General features: G+C 60.3%; 21 protein-coding genes and 1 tRNA gene. 11 read left to right on the forward strand and 11 right to left on the reverse strand.

The features are described 5' to 3' along the window. Positions 1–14 precede the first annotated feature (14 nt). The gene (gene folD, locus AC56LV_RS17810) at positions 15–875 is read right to left on the reverse strand and encodes a bifunctional methylenetetrahydrofolate dehydrogenase/methenyltetrahydrofolate cyclohydrolase FolD (protein WP_499559578.1); all 861 of its coding nucleotides are present in this window, start codon (positions 873–875) and stop codon (positions 15–17) included. A gap of 339 nt (positions 876–1214) precedes the next feature. On the opposite strand from folD, the gene aceE reads away from it, so the two are divergent. The 4 genes from aceE (at position 1215) to AC56LV_RS17830 (ending at position 8052) form a co-directional block, all read left to right on the forward strand. Further along, positions 1215–3911, forward strand: coding sequence for a pyruvate dehydrogenase (acetyl-transferring), homodimeric type (aceE, locus tag AC56LV_RS17815; protein WP_499559579.1), 2697 nt, complete (start codon positions 1215–1217; stop codon positions 3909–3911). Between the two features lie 75 nt (positions 3912–3986). Continuing rightward, positions 3987–5666: a dihydrolipoyllysine-residue acetyltransferase gene (gene aceF, locus AC56LV_RS17820; protein WP_499559581.1), complete on the forward strand. Its 1680-nt coding sequence runs from the start codon at positions 3987–3989 to the stop codon at positions 5664–5666. Between the two features lie 13 nt (positions 5667–5679). After that, complete coding sequence (lpdA, locus tag AC56LV_RS17825) at positions 5680–7569, forward strand: dihydrolipoyl dehydrogenase (protein ID WP_499559583.1); 1890 nt, start codon at positions 5680–5682, stop codon at positions 7567–7569. Between the two features lie 159 nt (positions 7570–7728). Then, on the forward strand, positions 7729–8052 hold the full coding sequence (locus tag AC56LV_RS17830) for a hypothetical protein (protein WP_258835454.1): 324 nt from the start codon (positions 7729–7731) through the stop codon (positions 8050–8052). A gap of 68 nt (positions 8053–8120) precedes the next feature. Here the strand turns inward: AC56LV_RS17830 and AC56LV_RS17835 are convergent, their stop codons facing one another. After that, positions 8121–8306 carry a hypothetical protein gene (locus tag AC56LV_RS17835; protein WP_499559585.1) on the reverse strand — a complete coding sequence of 62 codons (186 nt, stop codon included), beginning with the start codon at positions 8304–8306 and terminating at the stop codon, positions 8121–8123. Between the two features lie 136 nt (positions 8307–8442). Next, positions 8443–9090 carry a TetR/AcrR family transcriptional regulator gene (locus tag AC56LV_RS17840; protein WP_499559587.1) on the reverse strand — a complete coding sequence of 216 codons (648 nt, stop codon included), beginning with the start codon at positions 9088–9090 and terminating at the stop codon, positions 8443–8445. A gap of 114 nt (positions 9091–9204) precedes the next feature. On the opposite strand from AC56LV_RS17840, the gene AC56LV_RS17845 reads away from it, so the two are divergent. The 7 genes from AC56LV_RS17845 (at position 9205) to AC56LV_RS17875 (ending at position 17786) form a co-directional block, all read left to right on the forward strand. Further along, positions 9205–10344 carry an HlyD family secretion protein gene (locus tag AC56LV_RS17845; protein ID WP_499559589.1) on the forward strand — a complete coding sequence of 380 codons (1140 nt, stop codon included), beginning with the start codon at positions 9205–9207 and terminating at the stop codon, positions 10342–10344. Positions 10345–10351: 7 nt separating this feature from the next. Next, complete coding sequence (locus AC56LV_RS17850) at positions 10352–11968, forward strand: DHA2 family efflux MFS transporter permease subunit (RefSeq protein WP_499559591.1); 1617 nt, start codon at positions 10352–10354, stop codon at positions 11966–11968. Between the two features lie 27 nt (positions 11969–11995). Then, positions 11996–13438, forward strand: a complete 1443-nt coding sequence (locus AC56LV_RS17855; protein ID WP_499559593.1) for an efflux transporter outer membrane subunit — start codon at positions 11996–11998, stop codon at positions 13436–13438. 174 nt (positions 13439–13612) lie between these two features. Next, on the forward strand, positions 13613–15235 hold the full coding sequence (locus tag AC56LV_RS17860; protein ID WP_499559595.1) for a methyl-accepting chemotaxis protein: 1623 nt from the start codon (positions 13613–13615) through the stop codon (positions 15233–15235). 88 nt (positions 15236–15323) lie between these two features. After that, on the forward strand, positions 15324–15731 hold the full coding sequence (locus tag AC56LV_RS17865) for a cell envelope biogenesis protein TolA (RefSeq protein WP_258835449.1): 408 nt from the start codon (positions 15324–15326) through the stop codon (positions 15729–15731). Between the two features lie 192 nt (positions 15732–15923). Further along, positions 15924–16763: an HDOD domain-containing protein gene (locus tag AC56LV_RS17870; RefSeq protein WP_332532504.1), complete on the forward strand. Its 840-nt coding sequence runs from the start codon at positions 15924–15926 to the stop codon at positions 16761–16763. 111 nt (positions 16764–16874) lie between these two features. After that, positions 16875–17786 (forward strand): choice-of-anchor A family protein, encoded by a 912-nt coding sequence (locus AC56LV_RS17875; protein WP_499559597.1) that lies wholly within the window; start codon positions 16875–16877, stop codon positions 17784–17786. Between the two features lie 13 nt (positions 17787–17799). Here the strand turns inward: AC56LV_RS17875 and AC56LV_RS17880 are convergent, their stop codons facing one another. The 8 genes from AC56LV_RS17880 to AC56LV_RS17915 form a co-directional block, all read right to left on the reverse strand. Next, complete coding sequence (locus AC56LV_RS17880) at positions 17800–19020, reverse strand: MFS transporter (protein WP_499559599.1); 1221 nt, start codon at positions 19018–19020, stop codon at positions 17800–17802. Positions 19021–19162: 142 nt separating this feature from the next. Then, positions 19163–19771: an IMPACT family protein gene (locus tag AC56LV_RS17885; RefSeq protein WP_499559601.1), complete on the reverse strand. Its 609-nt coding sequence runs from the start codon at positions 19769–19771 to the stop codon at positions 19163–19165. A 69-nt stretch (positions 19772–19840) separates the two neighbouring features. Next, positions 19841–19916, reverse strand: a tRNA-Lys gene (locus AC56LV_RS17890). A 51-nt stretch (positions 19917–19967) separates the two neighbouring features. Beyond that, the gene (locus AC56LV_RS17895; protein WP_499559602.1) at positions 19968–20684 is read right to left on the reverse strand and encodes a hypothetical protein; all 717 of its coding nucleotides are present in this window, start codon (positions 20682–20684) and stop codon (positions 19968–19970) included. 203 nt (positions 20685–20887) lie between these two features. Further along, on the reverse strand, positions 20888–21208 hold the full coding sequence (locus tag AC56LV_RS17900) for a hypothetical protein (RefSeq protein ID WP_499559604.1): 321 nt from the start codon (positions 21206–21208) through the stop codon (positions 20888–20890). Positions 21209–21807: 599 nt separating this feature from the next. Next, a complete protein-coding gene (locus AC56LV_RS17905; protein WP_499559606.1) occupies positions 21808–23079 on the reverse strand; it encodes a hypothetical protein in 1272 nt (423 codons plus the stop codon). Then, positions 23076–23372: a putative phage abortive infection protein gene (locus AC56LV_RS17910; protein ID WP_499559608.1), complete on the reverse strand. Its 297-nt coding sequence runs from the start codon at positions 23370–23372 to the stop codon at positions 23076–23078. Before AC56LV_RS17910 ends, AC56LV_RS17905 begins: the two co-directional genes overlap by 4 nt. Positions 23373–23393: 21 nt before the next feature. Then, positions 23394–24077 carry a hypothetical protein gene (locus tag AC56LV_RS17915; RefSeq protein WP_499559610.1) on the reverse strand — a complete coding sequence of 228 codons (684 nt, stop codon included), beginning with the start codon at positions 24075–24077 and terminating at the stop codon, positions 23394–23396. Positions 24078–24662: the final 585 nt, after the last annotated feature.

The following is a 24662-nucleotide window of genomic DNA, read 5'->3' on the forward strand; positions in this document are numbered from 1 at the left end:
TCCTTCCAGATTCGTTAGCGTTGGTTCTTCAGTTCGCGTTCCGCCGATTCCACCGTGTTTTGCAGCAGCATCGTGATCGTCATGGGGCCCACACCGCCCGGTACCGGGGTGATGTGGCCAGCCACTTCACGCACGCCGGCAAAATCGACGTCGCCGCACAGCTTGCCCGCGTCGTCGCGGTTCATGCCCACGTCGATCACGATCGCGCCCGGCTTGACCATATCGGCGGTCAGGGTATTGCGGCGGCCGACGGCGGCCACCACGACATCGGCCTGGCGGGTGTGGTAGCCCAGATCCGCGGTCGCGCTATGGCATATGGTCACGGTGGCATTGGCTTGCAAGAGCAGCATGGCCATTGGTTTGCCGACGGTGTTGCTGCGGCCGATCACGACAGCGTGCTTGCCGCGCAGGTCGACACCCGTGGTTTCGATCAGCTTCATGCAGCCGTACGGGGTGCATGGACGGAAGCCTTCCAGGCCCGTCATCAGTTCGCCGGCCGACAGCACCGAGTAGCCATCGACATCCTTGGCCGTCGAAATCGCTTCGATGACCTTGTTCGGGTCGATGTGCTTCGGCAGCGGCATTTGCACGAGGATGCCGTGGATGGCCGGGTCGGTATTCAATGCTGCAATGCGATCGAGGAGGGTAGCCTCGCTCAGGTCGGCGTCGTATTTTTCGAGCACCGAGTGGAAACCCACGTCGCCGCAGGCCTTGACCTTGTTGCGCACATAGACCTGGCTGGCGGGATCTTCCCCGACCAGGATCACGGCCAGGCCGGGCTGCTTGCCGGCTGCGGTGAGCTTGGCAGTGCGCGCGGCGATGTCGGTGCGCAGTTGTTGGGAAAGAAGGATTCCGTCGATGTGTTGGGCTGGCATGGTGGGAGGCTCGTCCTGGGCAAAAACAGAATTATACGGCCCGCGCCCGCCTTGCCGTTCGCTGTCGCCCGTTCCGCATGGCTGAAATGGCCCTTTTCTGCCGTGTTTCAGGCGCTTCGGTATACGATGATTGGTGGCAGGAAGTTCAACATTTCCCTATACAAATTGTGCAGTCGCAGCATGGGTTTTCACATTATGAAATCGAATATCATAGTTTGAAAATGAGGAAGTCCACTGTTAGAATCTGATGGTTTAGCTAAAAGATAGTTCGAATTTCATCAACCGCCGCCAGCCTGCGCAGGGATCGGATGGGGCGTACCACACTAGGAGACGCATGACATGGCAGCTCAACTCGACCAGTTGACCTCGCAAACCGCCAACGATCCGGACGCAATCGAGACCAAGGAATGGCTCGATGCGCTGGAGGCGGTAATCGAACATGAAGGAACGGAACGCGCCCATTACCTGATGGAGCGCCTGGTGGACCTGGCGCGCCGTCGCGGCGCGCACGTCCCGTTCTCGAGCAACACCGCGTACGTCAACACGATTCCCGCGCACCTGAACCAGAACTCGCCCGGCAACCTCGAATACGAAGAGCGCCTGCGCTCGTGGATGCGCTGGAACGCGATGGCGATGGTGGTCAAGGCCAACCGCGCTGACGGCGACCTCGGTGGCCACATCTCGTCGTTCGCCTCGCTGGCCAATATGCTGGGCACGGGCTTCAACCACTTCTGGCACGCCCCGACCGAAGACCATGGCGGCGACCTGCTGTACATCCAGGGCCACTCGTCCCCAGGCATCTACGCGCGCGCCTTCCTCGAAGGCCGCTTGAGCGAAGAGCAGCTGCTGAACTTCCGCCGCGAAGTCGACGGCAAGGGCTTGTCGTCGTACCCGCACCCGAAACTGATGCCGGACTTCTGGCAGTTCCCGACCGTCTCGATGGGCTTAGGGCCACTGATGGCGATCTATCAGGCGCGCTTCCTGAAGTACCTGCACGCACGCGGCATCGCCAAGACCGACAACCGCAAGGTCTGGGTCTTCTGCGGCGACGGCGAGATGGACGAGCCGGAATCGATGGGCGCGATCGGCATGGCCGCGCGCGAGCAGCTGGACAACCTGGTCATGGTCGTCAACTGCAACCTGCAGCGCCTGGACGGTCCGGTGCGCGGCAACGGCAAGATCATCCAGGAACTCGAAGCCGACTTCCGCGGCGCCGGCTGGAACGTCGTCAAGGTCATCTGGGGCTCGCAGTGGGATCCGCTGCTGGCCCAGGACAAGGACGGCATCCTGCAGCGCGTGATGATGGAATCGGTCGACGGCGAATACCAGAACTACAAGGCCAAGGACGGCGCCTACGTGCGCAAGCACTTCTTCGGCAAGGATCCGGCGCTGCTCGAGATGGTGTCGAAGATGAGCGACGACGACATCTGGCGCCTGACTCGCGGCGGCCACGATCCGCACAAGATCTACGCCGCGTTCAAGAACGCACAAGAAAACAAGGGCACGCCAACCGTCCTCTTGGTGAAAACCGTCAAGGGCTTCGGCATGGGCAAGTCGGGCGAGGCGCGCAACACTGCGCACCAGACCAAGAAGCTCGATGACCAGGCGATCCGCGACATGCGCGACCGCTTCAATATCGCGATCCCTGACGACCAGCTGGCCGACATCCCGTTCTTCAAGCCGGCCGACGATGCGCCTGAAATGGTGTACCTGCACGAGCGCCGTAAAGCGCTGGGCGGCTACCTGCCACAGCGCCGTGAAAAATCGGACGAAAAGCTGACGGTGCCGGCGCTGGCGTCGTTCAAGGGCGTGCTCGAGCCAACCCCAGAGGGGCGCGAAATCTCGTCGACCCAGGCGTATGTGCGCGTGATCACGAGCCTGCTGAAGGACGAAAGCATCGGCCAGCGTATCGTGCCGATCCTGGTCGACGAATCGCGTACCTTCGGCATGGAAGGCCTGTTCCGCCAGATCGGCATCTTCAACCAGCAGGGCCAGTTGTACGAGCCGGTCGACCGCGACCAGGTGATGTACTACCGCGAAGACAAGGCAGGCCAGATCCTGCAAGAGGGTATCAACGAAGCGGGCGGCATGAGCTCGTGGATCGCTGCAGCGACGTCGTACTCGTCGAACAACCGCACGATGATCCCGTTCTACACGTTCTACTCGATGTTCGGCATGCAGCGCGTGGGCGACCTGGTCTGGCTGGCGGGCGACATCCGTGCGCGCGGCTTCCTGATGGGTGGCACCGCTGGCCGCACGACGCTCAACGGCGAAGGCTTGCAGCACGAAGACGGCCATAGCCACATCATCGCCGCGACCGTGCCGAACTGCCTGCCGTACGATCCGACCTTCGGTCACGAAGTCGCGGTCATCATCCAGGACGGCCTGCGCCGCATGGTGGAAGAACAGGAAGACGTGTTCTACTACATCACCATCATGAACGAGAACTACCCGCAGCCGGGCCTGAAGCCTGGCCAGGAAGAGGGCATTCTCAAGGGCCTGTACCTGCTGCAAGAGGGCGGCAAGGACAATGTCCAGCGCGTCCAGCTGATCGGTTGCGGCACCATCCTGCGCGAGTCGATCTTTGCGGCCGAACTGCTCAAGAACGACTGGAACGTCGATGCGGACGTGTGGTCGGCGCCGTCGCTGACGCTGCTGGCGCGTGACGGCAACGATTGCGAACGCTGGAACATGGTCAATCCGGAGCAGCCGCAGCGCGTGCCGTACGTGACCGAGATGCTGGGCGCCACCAGCGGCCCGATCGTCGCGACGACCGACTACATGCGCATGTTCGCCGAGCAGATCCGCGGCTTCATGCCGAAGGACCGCACCTACAAAGTGCTGGGCACGGACGGCTTCGGCCGCTCGGATTCGCGCGTCAAGCTGCGCGAGTTCTTCGAAGTGAACCGCTACTACATCACGGTGGCTTCGCTGCGCGCACTGGCCGACGAAGGCAAGATCGACCGCGCCATCGTGTCGCAGGCAATCGCCAAGTACGGCATCGACCAGAACAAGCCGAATCCGGTGACCCAGTAATGCTCACGTCCGCCGCCCTGCGCTAATCGGGGCGGCGGGTCGAGGCTAACTCACATAACAATTGGAGCTAACACTATGAGCATTGTGGAAGTCAAAGTCCCTGATATCGGCGACTTCAAGGAAGTGGAAGTGATCGAGCTGATGGTCAAGCCGGGCGACACCATCAAGGTGGACCAGTCCCTGGTGACCGTCGAGTCGGACAAGGCCAGCATGGAGATCCCGTCGAGCCATGCCGGCGTGGTCAAGGAAATCAAGATCAAGGTCGGCGACAAGGTTGCCGAAGGTTCGCTCGTGCTGCTGCTCGAAGAAGCGGGCGGCGCGGCTGACGCACCAGCTGCAGCCCCGGCTGCCGAAGCTGCACCTGCTGCTGCACCGGCTGCCGCTGCCCCGGCTGCCCCTGCGGCGGCTGCCGCCGAAGCGCCAGCCGCCGCACCCGCTGCATCCGGCGGCCTGGTCGACGTGACCGTGCCGGACATCGGCGATTTCAAGGAAGTCGAAGTCATCGAACTGATGGTCAAGGTGGGCGACACGATCAAGGTCGACCAGTCGCTGCTGACCGTCGAATCGGACAAGGCCAGCATGGAAATCCCGTCGAGCCATGCCGGCGTGGTCAAGGAAATCAAGGTCAAGGTTGGCGACAAGGTGGCCAAGGATTCGCTCGTGCTGGTCGTGGAAGCGACCGGCGGCGCGCCGGCTGCCGCACCTGCAGCCGCGCCTGCGCCAGCCGCTGCTGCACCGGCACCTGCTGCTGCACCTGCGCCGGCACCAGCCGCTGCGTCTGCACCAGCCGCCGCACCAGCACCAGCCGCACCAGGCGTGACCGGCTCGAAAGCCCACGCCTCGCCATCGATCCGCAAGTTCGCGCGCGAACTGGGCGTGGACCTGGGCCGTGTGCCGGGCAGCGGTCCGAAAGGCCGCATCACCCAGCAGGACGTGCAGAACTTCGTCAAGGGCGTGATGGCAGCGCCGCCTGCTGCAGCGCCGGCAAAAGCCGGTGGCAGCGGCGTTGGCCTGGACCTGCTGGCCTGGCCGTCGCTGGACTTCTCGAAATTTGGTCCGACCGAAACGGTACCGCTGTCGCGCATCAAGAAGATCTCGGGCCCGAACCTGCATCGCAACTGGGTCATGATCCCGCACGTGACGCATTTCGACGAAGCCGACGTGACCGACCTGGAGCAGTTCCGCGTCGATACCAACGCGTCGCTGGCCAAGCAGAAGTCGGCGGTCAAGCTGACCATGCTGGCCTTCGTCATCAAGGCGAGCGTCGCCGCGCTGAAGAAGTTCCCGCAATTTAATGCGTCGCTGTCGGGCGATGGCGCGGCCCTGATCACGAAGCAGTACTACAACATCGGCTTCGCGGCCGACACGCCGAACGGCCTGGTGGTCCCGGTCGTGAAAGATGCGGACAAGAAGACCATCTCGCAGATCGCCACTGAAATGGGCGAACTGTCGGCGCAGGCGCGCGACGGCAAGCTGCCGCCAACCGCGATGCAGGGCGCAACGTTCACCATCTCGTCGCTGGGCGGCATTGGTGGTACCGCGTTCACCCCGATCATCAACGCACCTGAACTGGCGATTCTGGGCCTGTCCAAGTCGGCGATGAAGCCGGTGTGGGACGGTTCGACCTTCCAGCCGCGCCTGATGCTGCCGATGTCGCTGTCGTACGATCACCGCGTGATCGACGGCGCCGGCGCCGCGCGCTTCTCCGCCTACCTGGGCGAAGTGCTGGCGGACCTGCGCAAGACCCTTCTGTGATTGGAGCGCACTGATGAGCACTGTTGAAGTGAAAGTCCCGAATATCGGTGACTTCAAGGACGTCGAAGTCATCGAGTTGATGGTCAAGGCCGGCGACACGATCAAGGTCGACCAGTCCCTGGTCACCGTGGAATCGGACAAGGCCAGCATGGAAATCCCGTCGACGCATGCGGGCGTGGTGCAGTCGATCACGGTCAAGGTCGGCGACAAGATCAATGAAGGCACGCTGCTGCTGACGGTGGAAGAGGGCGCAGCCAGCCCTGCCGCCGACGCCAAGCCGGCCGACGCCAAGCCGGCCGAGTCCAAGCCGGCCGACGCCAAGCCGGCCGACGCCAAGCCAGCCGCGCAGATCGGCGCGCAAGCGGTGGCGCCGACGGCTGCCGCCGGCCCGACCGATTCGTATGCACCGGCCCATCCGGCGCCAGCGGTCCAGCCGGGCGCAGCGCCGGCGCCGACCCCGTCGAGCTACAGCGGTCAGGTCGACATCGAGTGCGACATGATGGTGCTGGGCGCCGGTCCCGGCGGCTACTCCGCTGCGTTCCGCGCGGCCGACCTGGGCATGAACACCGTGCTGGTCGAGAAGTACGCAACGCTGGGCGGCGTGTGCCTGAACGTGGGCTGCATCCCGTCGAAGGCACTGCTGCACGTGGCCTCCGTCATGGATGAAACAACGCACATGGCCGACCTGGGCGTGGCGTTTGCCAGGCCAGAGGTCGACATCGACAAGCTGCGCGGCTACAAGGATGGCGTGATCAAGAAGATGACCGGCGGCCTGGCCTTCATGGCCAAGGCGCGCAAGGTCAACACGGTGCAGGGCGTGGGCGCATTCCTGAGCCCGAACCACATCGAAGTCACGGCGGCCGATGGCGGCAAGAAGGTCATCGCTTTCAAGAAGGCCGTGATCGCGGCCGGTTCGTCGGTGGTCAAGCTGCCGTTCGTGCCGGAAGACCCGCGCATCGTCGATTCGACGGGCGCGCTGGAATTGCGCCAGGTGCCGAAGAAGATGCTCGTCATCGGTGGCGGCATCATCGGCCTGGAAATGGCGACCGTGTATTCGACGCTCGGTGCGCGCATCGACGTGGTCGAGATGATGGATGGCCTGATGCAGGGCGCGGACCGCGAGGCCGTCAAGGTCTGGCAAAAGTACAATGCGCACCGTTTCGACAACATCATGCTCAAGACGAAGACCGTTGGCGTGGAAGCGCTGCCGGAAGGAATCAAGGTCACGTTCGAGTCAGCCGAAGCGGGTACAGCCGCACCGGAACCGCAGCTGTACGATCTGGTCCTGGTGGCCGTAGGCCGCAGCCCGAACGGCAAGAAGGTCGCTGCCGACAAGGCCGGCGTGACAGTGAGCGACCGCGGCTTCATCGCCGTGGACAGCCAGATGCGCACCAATGTGCCGCACATCTTCGCCATCGGCGACCTCGTGGGCCAGCCGATGCTGGCGCACAAGGCGGTGCATGAGGCGCACGTGGCGGCCGAGGCGGCCTTCGAGAAAAAGACGCACTTCGACGCCAAGGTCATTCCATCGGTGGCGTACACCGATCCGGAAGTGGCATGGGTCGGCCTGACCGAAGACGAGGCCAGGCAGCAGGGCATCAAGGTCGAGAAGGGTCACTTCCCGTGGAACGCGAGCGGACGCGCCGTGGCCAATGGCCGCGACGAGGGCTTCACCAAGCTGCTGTTCGACGCTGAAACGCACCGTATCATCGGCGGCACGATCGTCGGCACGCACGCCGGCGACATGATCGGCGAGATCGCGCTGGCGATCGAGATGGGCGCCGACGGCGTGGATATTGGCAAGACGATCCACCCGCACCCGACGCTGGGCGAGTCGATCGGCATGGCAGCCGAAGCGTACGAAGGTGTCTGCACCGATTTGCCGCCACCGCGCAAGCGCTGACCGGCAACGTGGCAAGCGAAACCGGGACCGTGAAGGTCCCGGTTTTTTTATGCCAGTACGCAGCGTGCGTGCCGCTTGCAGCACGCCGCCAAAGGTCTAAGATGAAGTGATACGGCGGCAGCAGCGTTGCCTCCTTTCTCGCAACATGCCGGAGGGCATATGGACGAGTACAGCAATGAATACATCGGCACCGTGTACGTGCTGCCGCAATCGCACGCATTCGAACTCCACACGGTGCTTCATGGCGCAGCCACCGTCATCACCGGCACCGTGGCCCAGCCACTGGCGCAGCAACTGGCCGATGCCATACCGGGCGGCGGCGGTGTTGCCGATCCATGCCAGCTTGCCCTGCGGCCGCGCCGCGTCGAGGTGGTCACGCGTGTACTCCACGAACGTCATCGGGCGCCACACAAGATGCACTTCCTGACCCGTGTTCACGAGGTCGAAGAGCAGGGCAGGCCAGTTCCGCTGTCGGCCGTTTGACGGTGACCCACAAAAAAAATGCCGCCTGGTTTCTACCGGGCGGCATGCATGGAGATGAATCGCGAGCTTCAGGCGAAGCTGACGAAGCGCTCCGGAATATCGATTGCGCCGTTCTTGGCGGCTTCTGCGTAGGTACGCATGTCAGCGATGACTGCTTCCAGCTGGTCATCGCCCGGATTTTCAATAAAACTCTTCATACGCTCCTGCAGGGCAGCTGCCTGATCACGCCATTCATATCTGGACGACTTGCTCATACTTTCTCCTCGCGGTCACACCGCTTTTATTTGAATTCACGACACCCGTTGTGAACATTTACATAATGACACAGTTTAATCGTAACCGTCGGTACGATGGCTCACCGACATTTCCACCAAGCTGCATGCTGAAAGCTCAGCCGGGTTTGAGCGCGCTGCTGTAAAACAGTTCCATCCGCGCCGCCAGTTGGCGCCAGGCTTCCTCGCCCGACGGCTCGGCATCCGGAAACAGAAAGCGCCCGATCGGATCGCCGTTGATGCAGCCGAGCAGGTGCGTGAGGACGATTGACGGCGGCACGTCATCGCGCAGCTGCACCCGTATATCGGGCCGCGCAAAAAAGCGCGCCAGCATCTCGCGCGTCATCCGTGGCCCGCCTTCATAAAACGCTTCCGCCAGCTCCGGATTGCTGCCGGCCTCCGCGATCACCACCCGCTGCAGTGCGATGGCGTCGGGCTCCGCCAGCAAGGCATAAAAATCGCGCGAGAATTCATCCAGGATCGTGCGCAGCGGGCGCGGATCGAGTTCCATATTGCGCTTTGCAAACAGGCGTTCGCGCCGCGAGGCGAGTACGGCCTTGAGCAAGCCGGCCTTGCCGCCAAACTTCACATAGATGGTGCGCACGGCCACCCGGGCTTCGCGCGCGATCGATTCCAGGCTGGTACGCGTGTAGCCGTTTTTCAGGAACAGGCGGCCGGCGGCCTCGATCAGTTCCTGATTGCGTGTCTCGATGTCGGCTGCCTTGGGACGCCCGGCGGATTTGGTGCAGGTCGGTGCTGTGTTCATACGCTGGACTCTAGAGCAAAATAAAATGAAATGCAACCGTTTCATTTCTTGACTTCGTCATATTGATGGCGAATAATGCGACGAATCCATTTCATTTCATTTCGGAGCAGCACCATGGCAGAGAACGACATCACGGCAGGGCAGGCAAGCGCAGCGCAACCGAAGGCGGACGCGCCCGCCGCCAAGAAGCCGCCCAACAAGCGCGTGCTGGTCGTGGTCGGCGTGATTGCACTGCTGGCCATCGGCGCCGGCGGGCGCATGTGGTATCGCAGCTCCCATTTCGTGGAAACCGAAAACGCCTACGTCACCGGCCGCATGCACCAGGTCTCGTCGCGCGTGGCGGGCGTGGTGACAAAAGTGCTGGTGGAAGACAACCAGATGGTCAAGGCAGGCGATGTGCTGGCGCTGCTCGATCCGGCCGACCAGGCCGTGCGCGTCGAGCAGATCCAGGCGCAGATCGCCAGCATGGAGCAGCAGGTCAAGCAGTCCGACGCCCAGCTGCTGCAGGTGCGCGCCCAGGCCGGCGCCGCCGGCGCCCAGGTGCGCCAGGCCGAAGCCCAGTTGCTGCGCGCCCGCCAGGACGCCGAGCGTTTCGGCCAGCTCTACAACGACACGATGAAAGCCGTGTCGAAATCCGAAGTCGATGCGTCGAGCGCAGCACGCGCCGGCGCCGTGGCCGATGTGGCCGCGCGCCGCGACAACGCCGCTGCAGCGCAGGCACAGATCGGCGCTGCCGAAGCGGGCCGCGACGTGCTCAAGGCCGAAATCAAGGTGCTGCAGGCGCAGCTGAAAGACGCGCGCCAGCAACTGGCCTATAACAGCATCGTGGCGCCGGTGGCGGGCCGTATCGGCCGGCGCAGCGTCGAAGTCGGCGCGCGCGTGCAGCCGGGCCAGGCGATGCTGGCAGTGGTCGAAGACAACGTCTGGGTCGTCGCCAACTTCAAGGAAACGCAGCTGGGTGGCCTTGCGCCGGGCCAGGCCGTGAGCCTGGAAGTCGATGCGCTGCCCGACCATCACCTGGTCGGCCGCGTGGACAGCTTCTCGCCGGCGTCGGGCAACCAGTTCGCGCTGCTGCCGGCCGATAACGCGACCGGCAACTTCACCAAGATCGTCCAGCGCGTGCCGGTCAAGATCACGCTCGATCCGCAGGATGTGAAGAAGTACGCGGGCCGCCTGGTGCCGGGCATGTCGGTGGTGGCCGAGGTCGAGCTGGGCCAGGACGTGAAACCGACGCAGACCGCAGCCGCGCGCTAAGCACACCATGACCAGCTTGAGCAAATCAGCCCCGTCGGGCGCGATGGGTAGCAGCATGCCGGGCGCGCCCGCGAATGGCGCTGCAGTGGACATGCGCACCTGGGTCGCGATCGCCGCCGGCATGCTGGGCGCCTTCATGGCGGTGCTCGACATCCAGATCACCAATTCGTCGCTGCGTGACATTCTTGGCACGTTGTCGGCCACGCAGGAAGAAGGCTCGTGGATATCCACCGCCTACCTGTGCGCCGAGATCGTCGTGATCCCGATGACGGCGCTGTTTACGCGCGCGTTCGGGTTGCGCAACTACATGATGGGCACCACTGCACTGTTTCTCGTGTTCTCGACGCTGTGCGGCGCGGCCTGGAGCCTGGACAGCATGATCGTGTTTCGCATGCTGCAGGGCTTTACCGGCGGCGCGCTGATCCCGATGGCGATGATGCTCGTGATGACGCGCCTGCCGCCCTCCAAGCGCGCCACCGGCATGGCCATCTTCGGCCTGACCGCAACGCTCGCGCCGGCCATGGGCCCGACGCTGGGCGGGTATCTGACCGAGCTGTATGGCTGGCCGTCGGTGTTCTACATCAACTGGGTGCCGGGCGTGCTGCTCATCGCCGGCATGATGTGGGGGATGGATTCGGAGAAGTCCAACGTCCGCACGCTGATCAAGGCCGACTGGCTCGGCATCGGGCTGATGGCCATGGGCCTGGCCTGCCTGACAATTTTCCTTGAAGAAGGCAACTCGAAGGACTGGTTCGATTCCAGCTTCATCGTGACCTTCGCCGCGCTGTCGCTGACGGGCATCCTGGGCTGGATCGCGCTGAGCTTTACGCGGCCCGATCCGTTCGTGAACCTGGCGCTGTACGGCCAGCGCAACTTCCTGGTAGCGACCACGCTGTCGGCAGTCATCGGCATGGGCCTGTATGGCTCGGCCTACCTGCTGCCGCTGTACCTGGGCCAGATCGCCGGCTACACGCCGATGCAGATCGGCGAAGTGATTGCCTGGGTCGGCCTGCCGCAACTGCTGGTGATGCCGTTCGCGGCCAAGCTGTCGTCCAAGGTGGACAACCGCATCCTGTGCAGCTTCGGCCTGTTCATGTTTGGCATCTCGTGCATCATGAATTCGTACATGGATGCGACCACCGGCTACGACCAGCTGATGTGGACGCAGGTCGTGCGCGCCATCGGCCAGCCGTTCGTGATGCTGACGCTGTCGAACTTCGCCATGTCCGGCCTGCCGCCGCGCGAAATGGGCTCGGCCTCGAGCCTGTTCAACATGACGCGCAATCTCGGTGGCTCGGTGGGCATCGCGCTGCTGGCCACCACGCTGACCAACCGCGAACACTTTCACTCGGCGCGCCTGGGCGAGGCCGTATCGACCTATGCGCCAGCCACGCAGGAGCGGCTCGACATGCTGACCCAGGCCTTCATCGCCAAGGGCATCGACCCGGCGGCTGCGGCCAACCAGGCGCTGGGCGTGGTCGACCGCCTGGTGCGGCGCGAATCGTACGTGATGGCCTACAACGACGGCTTTTGGATCATCGGCATGATCCTGCTCGGCTGCATCGCGGCGATCTGGATGGCCGACAAGGTCAAGTCGCCCGGCGGTGGCGGCGGTGGCCACTGAACCCGCATTCAATTGAAGAGACAAACCATGTTCAAGCCTGTACTTAACGGCGTCCTTGCGATCGCCATCAGCACCCTGTTCGCCGGCTGCACCACGCTGGGCCCGGATTTCAAGGCGCCGCCGGCGCCCGCCGATGCGGCATTCCGCCATGTCGACGCCAGCACGAACGGCGCGCGCCTGCCGGCCACTTGGTGGCAGGTGTTTGGCGACGCGACGCTCGATACGCTGGAGACGCGCGCCTTGCGCGACAACCCGGGCGTCGAAGCGGCAGCCCAGCGCCTGCTGCAGGCGCAGGCCCAGCTGGGCGTTGTGCGCGCCGGGCAGCTGCCGTCGGTGTCGGTGGGCGCGGGCATCTCCAACACACGCACGTCGAGCGAGACGTCGCAGGGCCTGGCCCTCGGTGGCCGCTCGATCGAAGGCAACAACTACAGCGTAGCCGCGTCGTTCTCGTATGAACTCGACCTGTGGGGCCGCGTGCGCCGCATCGTTGAAGCCAGCGACGCGCAGGCGCTGGCCGCGCAGATCGACCGCGACGGCGTGCTGCTGATGCTCTCGGGCCAGGTGGCGTCGAACTACTGGCAGTTGCGCGGGCTGGACGCCGAGCTGGCGATCCTGCGCGACGCGCTGGCCACGCGGCGCGAATCACAGGACCTGATCGAAGCGCGCTTCAATGCCGGCCTGTCGAACGAGCTCGATGTGTCGCGCACCCGCATCGAGCGCGCCAACGCCGAAGCCGACCTGCACGAAGTTCAGCGCCAGCGCAACCTGGTCGAACATGCGCTGGCCACGCTGGTGGGTGCTTCGCCCACTACGCCGCTGCTGCCCGAGACGGCGGCGGGCGAACTGCCGCAGCCACCATCGATCCCGGTGGGCCTGCCGGCCAGCCTCGTGGGCCAGCGCCCCGACCTGGCCGCCAGCGTGGCGCAGCTGAAGGCGGCCAATGCGCAGATCGGCGTGGCCGAAGGCGCGTTCTATCCGGCGCTGTCGCTGACGGGTAATTTCGGCTATGCGTCGCAAAGCCTGAACGACCTGACCAGCGGTGGTGCGCGCCAGTTCTCGGCCGGGCCGCTGGCCCTGTCGCTGCCAATCTTCGACGGTGGCCGTAACCGCGCCAACCTGGCGCTGGCGCAGGCGCGCTACGACGAGGCCCGCGCGAATCACGACACGCGCCTGCTGACGGCGCTGCGCGAAGTGGAAGATGCGCTGTCGGACGTCGAACAGCGCCACAAGCAGGGCGATGTGCAGGCCCAGTCGCAGCAGGCGGCGGCGCGCGCGCTGCTGGTGGCGCAGGCGCGCTACGACCGCGGCGTATCGACCTACCTGGACGTGACCGACGCCCAGCGCAGCACGCTGGCCGCCGATCGCGCTGCGGCGCAGATCCGCACCCAGCGCTTGCTGGCAACAGTGGCGGTGGCGCGTGCCCTGGGCGGTGGCTGGGAGCAGGGCGCGGCACTGGCCACGGTGCGCTGAGACGCGCCGACCCGTGGTTGTCACGACCGGCCACGGGCAAGTGTTGCGTAACGGTGCACACGAGGTGCACACGATTCAGATTTGATTCCAATGGGCAATATCGGGTGATATATTTGCGCTCGCTGAAAGAAAACAGACAGTTTTCTTTGCGACCCACTGATCTCGACCTCCCCCATGAAAAACAAGAACCTCACGATCGGTGCCCGGCTGGCTTTCGGCTATGGCGTCGTCTTTTTGCTGATGATTGTCCTGGTTGCGCTGGGCGCAAGCCGCGTGGGGCGCATCGAAAATGTGCTGAATTACATCAATGACGTCAACAGCGTCAAACAGCGCTACGCGATCAATTTCCGCGGCAGCGTGCATGACCGCGCGATCGCCTTGCGTGACGTGGTGCTGGCAGCGGACCCGGCCGGCGCCGCGACCCCCATCGCGCTGATCAAGACGCTGGACGACAACTACGCGCGTTCAGCCGGCCCGCTGGACGCTCTGTTTGCCGAGCGCACCGACATGCTCGCCGAAGAGAAGGACGCGCTGGCCGCCATCAAGGCGCAGGAAACTCTCACCAAGCCGCTGATCGAGCGCGTGATCGCGCTGCACGCCGCCGGCCAGGGCGCCGAGGCAGCCGCGCTGCTGTCGCAATCGGCTGCACCGGCCTTTACCGGTTGGCTCGCCAGCATCAACCGCCTGATCGACCTGGAAGAAAAACTGAATAACGAGGCGGCCGCCGATGCGCGTGCGATGGCCAAGGGCTTCGTCGGCTGGATGGCGCTGCTGTGCCTGGGCGCGATTGCCGCCGGTTCGCTGGCGGCCTGGTACACGGCCCGTGGCCTGCTGCGCCAACTGGGCGGCCAGCCGGATTACGCGGCGTCGATCGCCTCGGCGATTGCCGGTGGCGACCTGGGCGTGGCGATCGTCATCCGTCCGGGCGACAACAAGAGCCTGCTGTTTGCGATGCAGGGCATGCGTGACAGCCTGGTGCGCATCGTCTCGCAGGTGCGCAACGGCACGCTGGCAATCAGCGCCGTGTCCACCGAAATCGCCGACGGCAACCGCGACCTGTCCAGCCGCACCGAACGCCAGACCGGCACGCTGCACGCCACCGCCACGTCGGTCACCCAACTGACCGGCATCGTGCGCCAGAACGCCGAAAATGCACGCCAGGCCAACAGCCTGGCCGAGTCGGCATCGGCCGTGGCGCTGCGCGGCGGCGAGGTCGTCGCACAAGTTGTCGACACGATGGCGTCGATCAACGAATCGTCGAAAAAGATCGTAGACATCATCGGCGTCATCGATGGCATCGCGTTCCAGACGAATATCCTGGCGCTCAATGCCGCCGTCGAAGCGGCGCGTGCGGGCGAGCAGGGCCGTGGCTTTGCCGTCGTCGCCACCGAGGTGCGCAACCTGGCGCAGCGCTCGGCTGCAGCGGCGAAGGAAATCAAGGTGCTGATCGGCAGTTCGGTCGAACGTGTGGACGCGGGCGCCGTGCTGGTCGACCGCGCGGGTGAGACCATGGGCGAGATCGTCACGGGCGTCAAACGCGTGACCGACATCATGGCCGAAATCAGCCATGCGACGGTCGAGCAGAACGCCGGCATCGAGCAGGTCAATGGCGCGATCGCGCAGATCGATGAAGCCACGCGCCAGAACGCGGCGCTGGTGCAGCAGGCCAGCGGTTCGGCGGCCACGCTCGAGGACGAATCGCAGCGCCTGGCACAGCTGGTAAGCATCTTCCGGCTGAACGACGGTGCACACGCCGCACCGAAGGCGGCAGGCTATCAACCGCAGCTGCTTAATTGATTTTTTTGCAAGTGTACGGTGTCGCACAGAGCGGTTGTTGAGGATGGCGTTTAATAGCTACACCAACAACCTAATAAGGGACTTCACCATGAAATCGTTCATCGCCACCTTGATCACCGCCGCTGCCTTCGCCGCCGTTGGTATCGCACCTGCAGCCGCCCAGACCGTCAACAAGGCTGCGCACAAAACGGCCATGGACAAGGCCAAGGCCGACTACAAAGTCGCCAAAGACAAATGCGACGCCATGAGCGGCAACGCAGAAGACATCTGCGAAGATGAAGCCAAGCTGATGCGCGCAAAGGCCGAACACGATGCAGCGATGAAGTTCGACAACACCGGCAACAACGTGATGAAAGCCCGCGGTAACGTCATCGAAGCCGAGTACGACCTGGCTGACGAAAAATGCGACGCCCTGAAAGGCGATGCAGAAGACAAGTGCGAAATGCAAGCCAAGTCGACCCGCGATGCAGCACGCGACGCCAACAAGGCCAAGTAATTCCTGACCAGCCCCTGGCCGCACCTCACTGCGGCGGGCGCCTGTCATGAAAACGTCGTCCCCGGACTGGTTCTGCGGACGACGTTTTTGCATTCGACGCGCGTGTGGTCTTGACGCCACAGTTGGCACCTGCCAGGCATGCCGGGCGCAGACACGCCCGGCGGGGCAGATGACGGGCGCTATAATCGCCCGGTGAATAAACTCGAAGCCTTTGGATATATCGCCGCGCAAGCTGTCCGCGGCGAAATCACGTTCCCCACCAGCGTCAATGCCGTGCTGCGCCTGCAGCAGGCACTCGACAATCCCGATTGCCATATCGATGAGGCCATCAGGCTGGTGCTGGCCGAACCACAACTGGCTGCGCGCACGGTTGCCCTGGCCAACACAGCGGCATTCGGCGGCGGTGGCTCGGTGCCCGTGACCAATGTCCGCACCGCCGTGACGCGCATCGGCTACCGCCGCCTGCAGGCGCTGGTCGCGAGCCTGGTGGTGCGCCAGTTCGGCAACCGCATCAACGACCCGCAACTGCGCGCCAAGGCGGAACAATTGTGGGAGCACACGACCCACATGGCCGCGATCGCCTATTCGCTGGCGCGGCGTGTGACGGGCGTCAATCCCGACACCGCATTGTTTGCCGGCATCGTGCACGAGGTGGGCGCTTTCTACCTGCTGGCGCGGGCCGACGAATTTCCCGGCCTGCTCGACGATGATGCCGACAACTGGGGCGCGCTGTGCGAGGATGTGGTCAGCGCAGAAGTCATGAAGAAGCTGTCGATTCCGCCGGCCGTCTCCGACGCCATCGCCGATATGCGCGGCGGCTGGCTCAATATGCCGCCCGGCACGCTGCTCGACACGCTGCTGATGGCCAATCAATATGCACCGGTGCCATCGCCGCTCGATAGCCGGCGCGAGCCCTTGCCGCCGCATGGTGAAAACGCGATCGACTTCGTGTTCGATGAAACCACCTTGGCCGAGATCCTGGAAGAAGCGGCCGAGACCGCTCGCGCAATGGGTGGCATCTCGTTGGTGTAATCTGATTTTCCGTGTAAATACGAGACTGGAAATGATACTATTGATCATTACAAATTTCTACGTGGAACTATCGTGATCAAGCTTGGCGTATGTCTGACGGCGTTACTGGCAATGACCGGTGCACACGCGGGTGTGCTCGATATCGGTTCGGTCATGGGCGGCGCGAATGTCTTCACCGCTGGCAGTTTTACGGCCAATTCAAGCGACGTCGAAGGCGCCATCGTTTCGGGCGGCAATGTCTCGATCGCTAGTTACGCGGTCAACCAGAACGGCAAGGCTGCGTATGGCGGCTACGCGGTGGCCGCGGGCGGCAATCTGTTTCTGCAAAATGGCGCGATCAGCAATGGCAAGACCTATGCCGGCGGAACGACCACCCTGAACAACGCGGCGCAGACGCCTGCTACCACCATCAGCCCTGTCGACTTTGCCGCTGCAGCCCAGCAGTTCAGGGACATTGCCAGCGGCCTGAGCATGCTCGCATCCACCGGCACGATCACACGCGAGTACAGTGCCAACAAGGTCACCGGCAGCGGCAAGGGTGGGGTCGACGTGTTCAATGTGAATGCCGACTTTTTCAACGGCGGCAATAACTGGATGCTGACTGGCCTGAGTGCAGGGCAGACGCTGATTTTCAATATCGGTGGCAAGCAGGGCGGGTTCAATGACGGCAATATCGGCTTTGACCCATTGAGCGGCTACAACGTGCTGTTCAACTTCTATGAAGCCGAATCGGTCAACGTCAAGGGCATCATCGGCAGCGTGCTGGCGCCGTATGCCACCGTCGAAAACGGCTGGGGCGTGATCAATGGCCAGGTCATCGCCGATACGTGGAACTCGAGCGTCCAGGTGAACTCGAACCATTATTTCAAGTCGGTCGAGGTGGCGGGCTTCGAGCTCGTCAAGAACGTGCCGCCGAACGAGGTGTCCGAGCCGGGCACGCTGGCATTGATGCTGGCCGGCGCCGCAGGTGTCGCTGGCGTTGGCGCTTCGCGCAGGCGTCGCCTGCGCGAAGCACGCGCCTGAATCGACCTGGCCGTTATGCCGGCGGCGAGGTCGCCGGCTGTGCCTCGCCCAGCATGCGCTCGACCGTCCGGGCCAATTCGCGTGCCTTCCAGCGGCGACGCGTCAGCATCAACGCCGTCAGGACCACACCGCATAATGCCATCGCTGCCGCGACCCACTGCGGCGCCGTGTAGGCAAAGCCAAGCGTCAGCGGAATCCCGCCCAGCAAGGCGCCCAGCGCATTGCCGACATTAAAACCCGCCTGGCCCAGCGACGAGCCCAGCATCTCGGCTTCGCGCGAATGCTCGATCAGGAGCACCTGCACCGGCGGACCAATGGCCAGCGCATTGGCGCCGGTGAGGAACGCCAGCACCACCATCGCAATTTTCGACTCGGCCATCAGGCCGTTGCACAGCAGCAGCACCACCATCGACACCATCAGGATCAGCAAGGCTGGCAGCGGATGGAACTTGTCGGCCAGATAGCCGCCAAACTGCACGCCGACCGTCATGCCCACACCAACCGCCGTCATGATCAGCGGCAGCGCACCCGTGCTGAAGCCCGTGACATCGGTCAGCAGCGGCGCGATATAGCTGAACCACGCGAAGAAGCCACCGGTGCCGATCGAGACGATGCCCAGGGCCAGCCACAGATCGAGGTGCCGGAAGATGCGCAAGTCTTGCATGAGGCCCGTGCGTTTGCTTGGCTCTATCGGCGGCACCCACTGATACAGGCTCCACATGGTGAGCAAGCCAATGACCGCAACGATCAGGAACACCATGCGCCAGTCGAACGCATGGCCGATCCAGGTACCAAGCGGCACGCCCAGTACGTTGGCCAGCGTCAGGCCCGTAAACATCATCGCCATCGCCGCCGCCGTCTTGCCCGGCTCGGCCAGACGGCTGGCCACGACCGCACCCACGCCAAAGAAAGCGCCATGCGGCAAGCCGGCCAGGAAGCGCGACGCCATCATCGTCTCGAAGTTCGGCGCGAATGCCGACATCGCATTGAATACGGCAAACATCAGCATGAACCAGATCAGCACGGTGCGCGGCGGACGGCCGGCGACAATGGTAACGAGGGTCGGCGCGCCGACCACGACACCGAGCGCGTAGGCGGTGATGAGGTAGCCGGCTTGTGGAATCGTGATCTGCAGACCACGGGCGATATCGGGCAGGATACCCATCATGACGAATTCGGTCATGCCAATGCCGAAGCCGCCAAGGGCGAGGGGGAGTAGGCTTTTCTTGATCACAGGGGAGGTGGTTGTACTGCGGTGGAAAATGATCCCTGCCGACGGAGGAATTTGCGGCTGGGTCTGTCACTATACCGGCTGCAGAAACAAACGTCCGCTCACGAGTCGTGATGACAGGTATAGGGCGCCCGAATGGGCCGGCTCAAGCGGGCAGCGATTCGTTGTCGTCCGGCGGCCACACGATGCGGCCATGGCCCACGTCGCCCAACCGCGCGCGGATGCCGTCGGCGTCGCTTACCGGCAGGCTGAACGTGAACTGCACGTCGTTGCCATGCGCTACATCATCGAGCGTGGCGCCGGCCGCATCGAGCTCGCGCCGCAGCATTCCTTCCATCGCATACGGCGCGCTGCAGCGCAGCTGGCGCAGCTTGATGATCGGGATCTTCGGCGCTCCGAGCAGCGCTTGCGCCACGCTGTCGGTATAGGCCCGCACGAGGCCGCCCGCGCCAAGCTTGACGCCGCCGAAGTAGCGCACCACCGTGGCCAGCACGCCATCGAGATCCTGATGGCGCAGCACGTCGAACATCGGCCGCCCGGCAGTGCCACTCGGCTCGCCATCATCGACCGCCGCCGACTGGCCGCCGGCAAGCAACGCCCAGCACACATGCGCCGCGCCAGGATGCTGCGCGCGCAGCGCCGCCACGACCTGTTGCGCACCAGCACGGTCAGCCATCGGCTGCACGCACGCGATGAAGCGGCTTTTCTTGATGATCAGTTCGTGGTGGACGGCGCTGGCAATGGTCTGGGGCATGGGGCGCGCAGTAAAAGGACAACGAAAACGACAACGCCAACCCGAAGGTTGGCGTTGTCGTTGAATCTTTGGTAGGCCGTGCGGGATTCGAACCTGCGACCAACGGATTAAAAGTCCGCTGCTCTACCAGCTGAGCTAACGACCCGAAGAAGACGAGATTATAGCGGCACTTGGCAGATTTACCAAGTGCTTCCGCTCATTCTTTCTTTTTGTCTATGTCAGCGTGGTACTCGTCGCCTTGTTCTTCGGCGTGTTGTTCGCCTTCTTCCGAGACATCTTCGCCTTCGATGACCTTGTCTTCAGCCTGCACATCGTGCATGGCGTGCGGCTCAAGTTCTTCGGCGCTGACGTTCATTCGGACGAACAGGCCCCAGGTGGCAAGCAGGGCGGCAGCAGCAACACCAATCGACGCAGCGTGCGGCAAGTATTCCGGGCTGCCATGGACGAACTGGAACACACCGATCAGGCACTCGACCGACAGGGACACGACAACCACGATCAGGAAGCGCGACAGGAAGCGGCGCACGCGGGTAGGCGAGCTGATGTTGGCTTCGCGTTGGATTTCTTCTTCCAGCACGGTCTGGCCAAGGCCGAGCGCGGCAACGGCGATGGTCAGCATGCCGATGCATTCGAGGATGAGGTCGAAACGTTCGCGCGCAACGGTGTCGGCGGAAGGGCTGAGGGCAGACCAGATTTCGACGCCAGCCAGCACGACAAGGCCGATGCCGCAGGCGAAGAACAGGATGACGATGAACACGTAACCGAGTTCGAAGAGTTTTGTTATGGCTTTCACGGGGGATCGGTGGTTGTAAAGATGCGAGACTTTAGCAGTAAAGGCTGAGTTGGCGATGTTCAGGAGGTGGTGGGTGTGGACGTTGTGCGACATTGGACTGTTGGTCTGCGCGACAAGCATGGTGACACTCGTATGCCATGGTCGGGATTACGATGACGTGTATGTATGCTCTAATAAAAAATTTGCAATGACGTTTAATGTGACGCACGATTTGTTGCTGATGATGGAGGAATTCTGAATATGAGTTCGCCGGAGTACATTAATATCTATGCGGAGATTGTGTATGTTACGGAACTGGCTGTGCGAGTGGCTCTCGAGAGTTATTAGTCTATCCTGATAGGACTGTGTAGCAAAAGCTGAGGTTCCGTGGATATGGCGGCGTGGTTGTACTCGATTCGCATCATTTCAAATCTATCTATAGAAGTGGTGGTTTTGTAAAATTTGTATAGCGAATTGAACGAAGCGCGTGCTGAAACCGCTATTTCTTTAGCTTTGGCTGCTTCTTTTAATACCGTTGAGGCGAGTTGATTGGTGTTGGATTCCTGCAATATGTTCTGGTGTGGCGAGCGACCGCGTAAGCCATGAGTATTTATTCTTAAGTCGGGAATTCTCAATGCTGTTGCAAGTAACGTCGCATCTTCCACTAAGTCGGCTTAGTGTAGTGTGTCGAAAGGGTTATCTTCTACGCGCTCGAAAAGAAATTTCCTCAGCCCTTCATCGGTGGACCAAATCTTCGCTACTGTTCGGTAGGTTTCCTCATATACGAAGTTGAGCTGTGCGAAACGATAGAGGATAGAGTGCATCCTTGATTCTAGGGAAATCGCATTTGAATCCATGCTCTATCGAACTCTGTCGGACCAGCGGGAGAGGGCCTCATCGACCTCCTTGCTATCCGCGATCAGTTGGGATTCGCTTGGCTTGATCATTTAGGTATGTGCGACGCATTTTCCTTGTTCAAGAGCTACTTCGAGCAGTACCTTTTCGGAGACCGATAGAGGGGCTGTATTTGTGATCCGCGTAAAGCATGAGATGCAGATTGTCTGCGATAGATTTTAATGGGTTCCAATGAATACTGTCCAACATCGCCGCTGTCATTGACGCCCACACGATGCGACTCACTGGAGCGGTTGCTCCTTAATAAGTTGTGGCGATAGAAGAATAATAGAATCGGTATTTCTAGCTCATTGGTGCCTTGTATTCTGTATATTATCAGCGGTCAAATCCGTATATATAACCAGAATCCTCACGGCACTATGCGAATAAGAGGAAGTCCATCGAGTTCCTTTTCTAGTAAACCGAAGATAGTTTCATTATAGTGTGCCGGGCCTGATGCCGTAGTCGCGGCCTGATGATTAGGACGGAGAATCTTAGTGATGCCGTAGCTAATAGGCTCCGATGCGGTTATTTTATCTATATTCTCCGAGCAGAATCCATGACTTTTAAGTTGGCGAGCTGGTACTACGTAATTTACCATTAAATCCTTTACATCCTCCTTTATGCTTCCTTCAAGCATTGATGCTTTTGTAGACTGGAATTTTATTCCATCAAATGCGGATAGTTGATCGGAGACAATCCATTCCAGCATTAGTTGTGGAAAAATATATTCAGGTTTGAATACAGCACTTTGATAATGTACTTTTATTGAGCAACAGAATATTATTGGCCACAAAAGCAAATAGTCGAACAAGAGATATTCAAAATTCTTTGCTTGCTCATTGCTTATTGGCGCCATGAGCGCGTCGGTGCTTTGCCAATGCTGTAGAGCGTGGTTCACTTGCGTAGGAGTTCTAGTTAAATCGAGGAAGCGATGTCGTTCTAAATCGAATTTTCCAACGAAGCATGATTCAATGTTCGGCCTTCCCATTTCTTCCCAGCAGCCATAAACAGAATTTCCGAAATATAAGCATGGAAAACCCGTTAAGCTGTAACGGTTATTTCCAATTAAATGTCTTTTTTCGAAAGGGATATGAAAAAGGTCTTTGGTCGAATATGGTACATTGTATACGTCCGAGCCTACACGCATTCTATAAACTGCGCCTTTTTCTTTTGGTGTGAGATGGTGATAAGTTAATGCGTGAAACGTATAGAATGTAGCCGAATTTTTTTTGATAACGTCGTTTGTTAATTTTAAATATGCATTTGAACGTTGCCCCATTAAAGCAAGGCGAACTATTTCTGGAAAGCTCTTATAATATTCAATGCAAATTTCTAAGTAATAATCCATATATTTAGAGCGACCAACATAGGATTTAATATAGTCTATTGCGGCTTCTATTCTTGAGGCTAGGTGCGCCAGAAAATCGCTTCCATCCCATTTGCTAGTTGTTATAAATACGTTATCATCGAAAAAATTTAGAAATTTTGCATAGTCATCAATGTATAGTTTGATTTCGTCTTCGGTAAGAATTTTATTCATTTTTAGATCGGTTATGTGAACGATTTTTTCATTTTTTGGAGCTAATATTTTAATGTTTTTGCTTGTAGAGTTTCTTTTCTGAAATAATGAAAATTTCATATTTGTTCCCATTCAAAAGTAACTCGAGGAAACTGCTTCTTCATTTCGAAATCTTTGTCGAATTCGAAGAAGTGTTTCGGAACATTTTTGATCGGCATGTAGAAATTAATTAGCCTGCCAGCCTCCCAATTTTTTCCAAGGTGAGAGCGTATATTTAATACCAAAAGTGCTTGCTCATAATTAGATAGCTTTGAGCGAAAAACCTTCCCAAGATCAATCTTTTCTTCTACAGTTAGTTGGGATGACTCAATGAAAGAATAAGCTGCATAGAGATTGCGGAAATAATGCGCCAATCGGTTTTGATGGCCAGTGAATTATCGCCCCTTCGTTCGCTTACTCATTGTTCTCGCTTTGACTGCAATTGCGTTATTTAAAAGGGAAAGATACTGCTTGTCGTACTGACTTAGTACCCTCATCGTATGGTATTTGGGCCCATAGTAGGTATAGGTGTAAGCGATATCTATCCGTTGCAGTAAATTCCAACCCGAAGCTCCCGCTACGGATTTCGTTGTCTTGTAAATAAAATGAAATTCGCTAAGTATATGACCGATTGCATCACGCCCCTTCGCCTCACCGACCTTAATCGACGATAGAATTTCTTCATGGGTGCGAAGCATCTCTGCAAAGACTTGATAGGTTTTCGAGGTGTAGTCGGTTTTACGTGATGTATTCCATGCAAGAAATAAAGCGAACATGGCAACGACTGAAACAATCGTACCGAATACACCTCCCATATAATCGCCATGAAGACCATCGATGGTGCGTTGGTCCATTTCTGCGGGCGGCAACGCCGCAACTGCTGACATGCAGGCTGGGACAGCGGCGGCAGCGCATCGCGGACCAACGTCTCGAATAGCGTCCGTGATCTGTGAGCTGAGGAATTCGATTTCTCGCTGCGGCTGTGCTGCATCTCTTGGCGTCGCGATCTTATTCTCTGACGCGTGAAGGAGCGATGAGGTGATAAGAAAAAAGAAAAAAGAAAAAATCTGAATACGCATTACGTACCTAAGTGGTGATTTTCCAAAACCGTCAGAGTGAACTTTTTTATGACGCGCGGAATTTTCTCAATTAGCGGTACAACAGCCGTTGAGCTTAGCGACCAGTATCGATAAAATCGGCCGGGGAACGTGGAGGATAACATCTTGCTTGCCCGAAAAATACGCAAAATCTCACTAGGCTGAACACGCTACACTTAGCTGTGCTGCGATAGCGCATTTACAAGCAGGATAACAACACCACGATCATTTGCTTGAATTATTCATAGCCGGGGAAAAGCAAGGGCAAGCTACGTTGGATCACGGGGGCCCTACATTTTGTCCCAGTGCCCGGAAAAGTGGCCCTTTTTTTGTGCGACGGCCCGATTCGAACCTGCCTCGTTAACAATTCTTTGATTTTCGATGCTTGATAGGTGGGCTTCGATAGCAATGTGTCGTAACGTTCTGGGCTATCCTGCTTCTCAGCTCCCTTCTGCGCACTTTGCACAATGATAATGGGCAAGTTGAGAACGATTCGATTTTTGCACGCCCTGCACCCATCACCCGTGAGGGAGCAGTAGGGCAGACGACTATTAGCAGATTTTTTTT

This window comes from Telluria sp. RB2R28, from assembly GCF_059685835.1.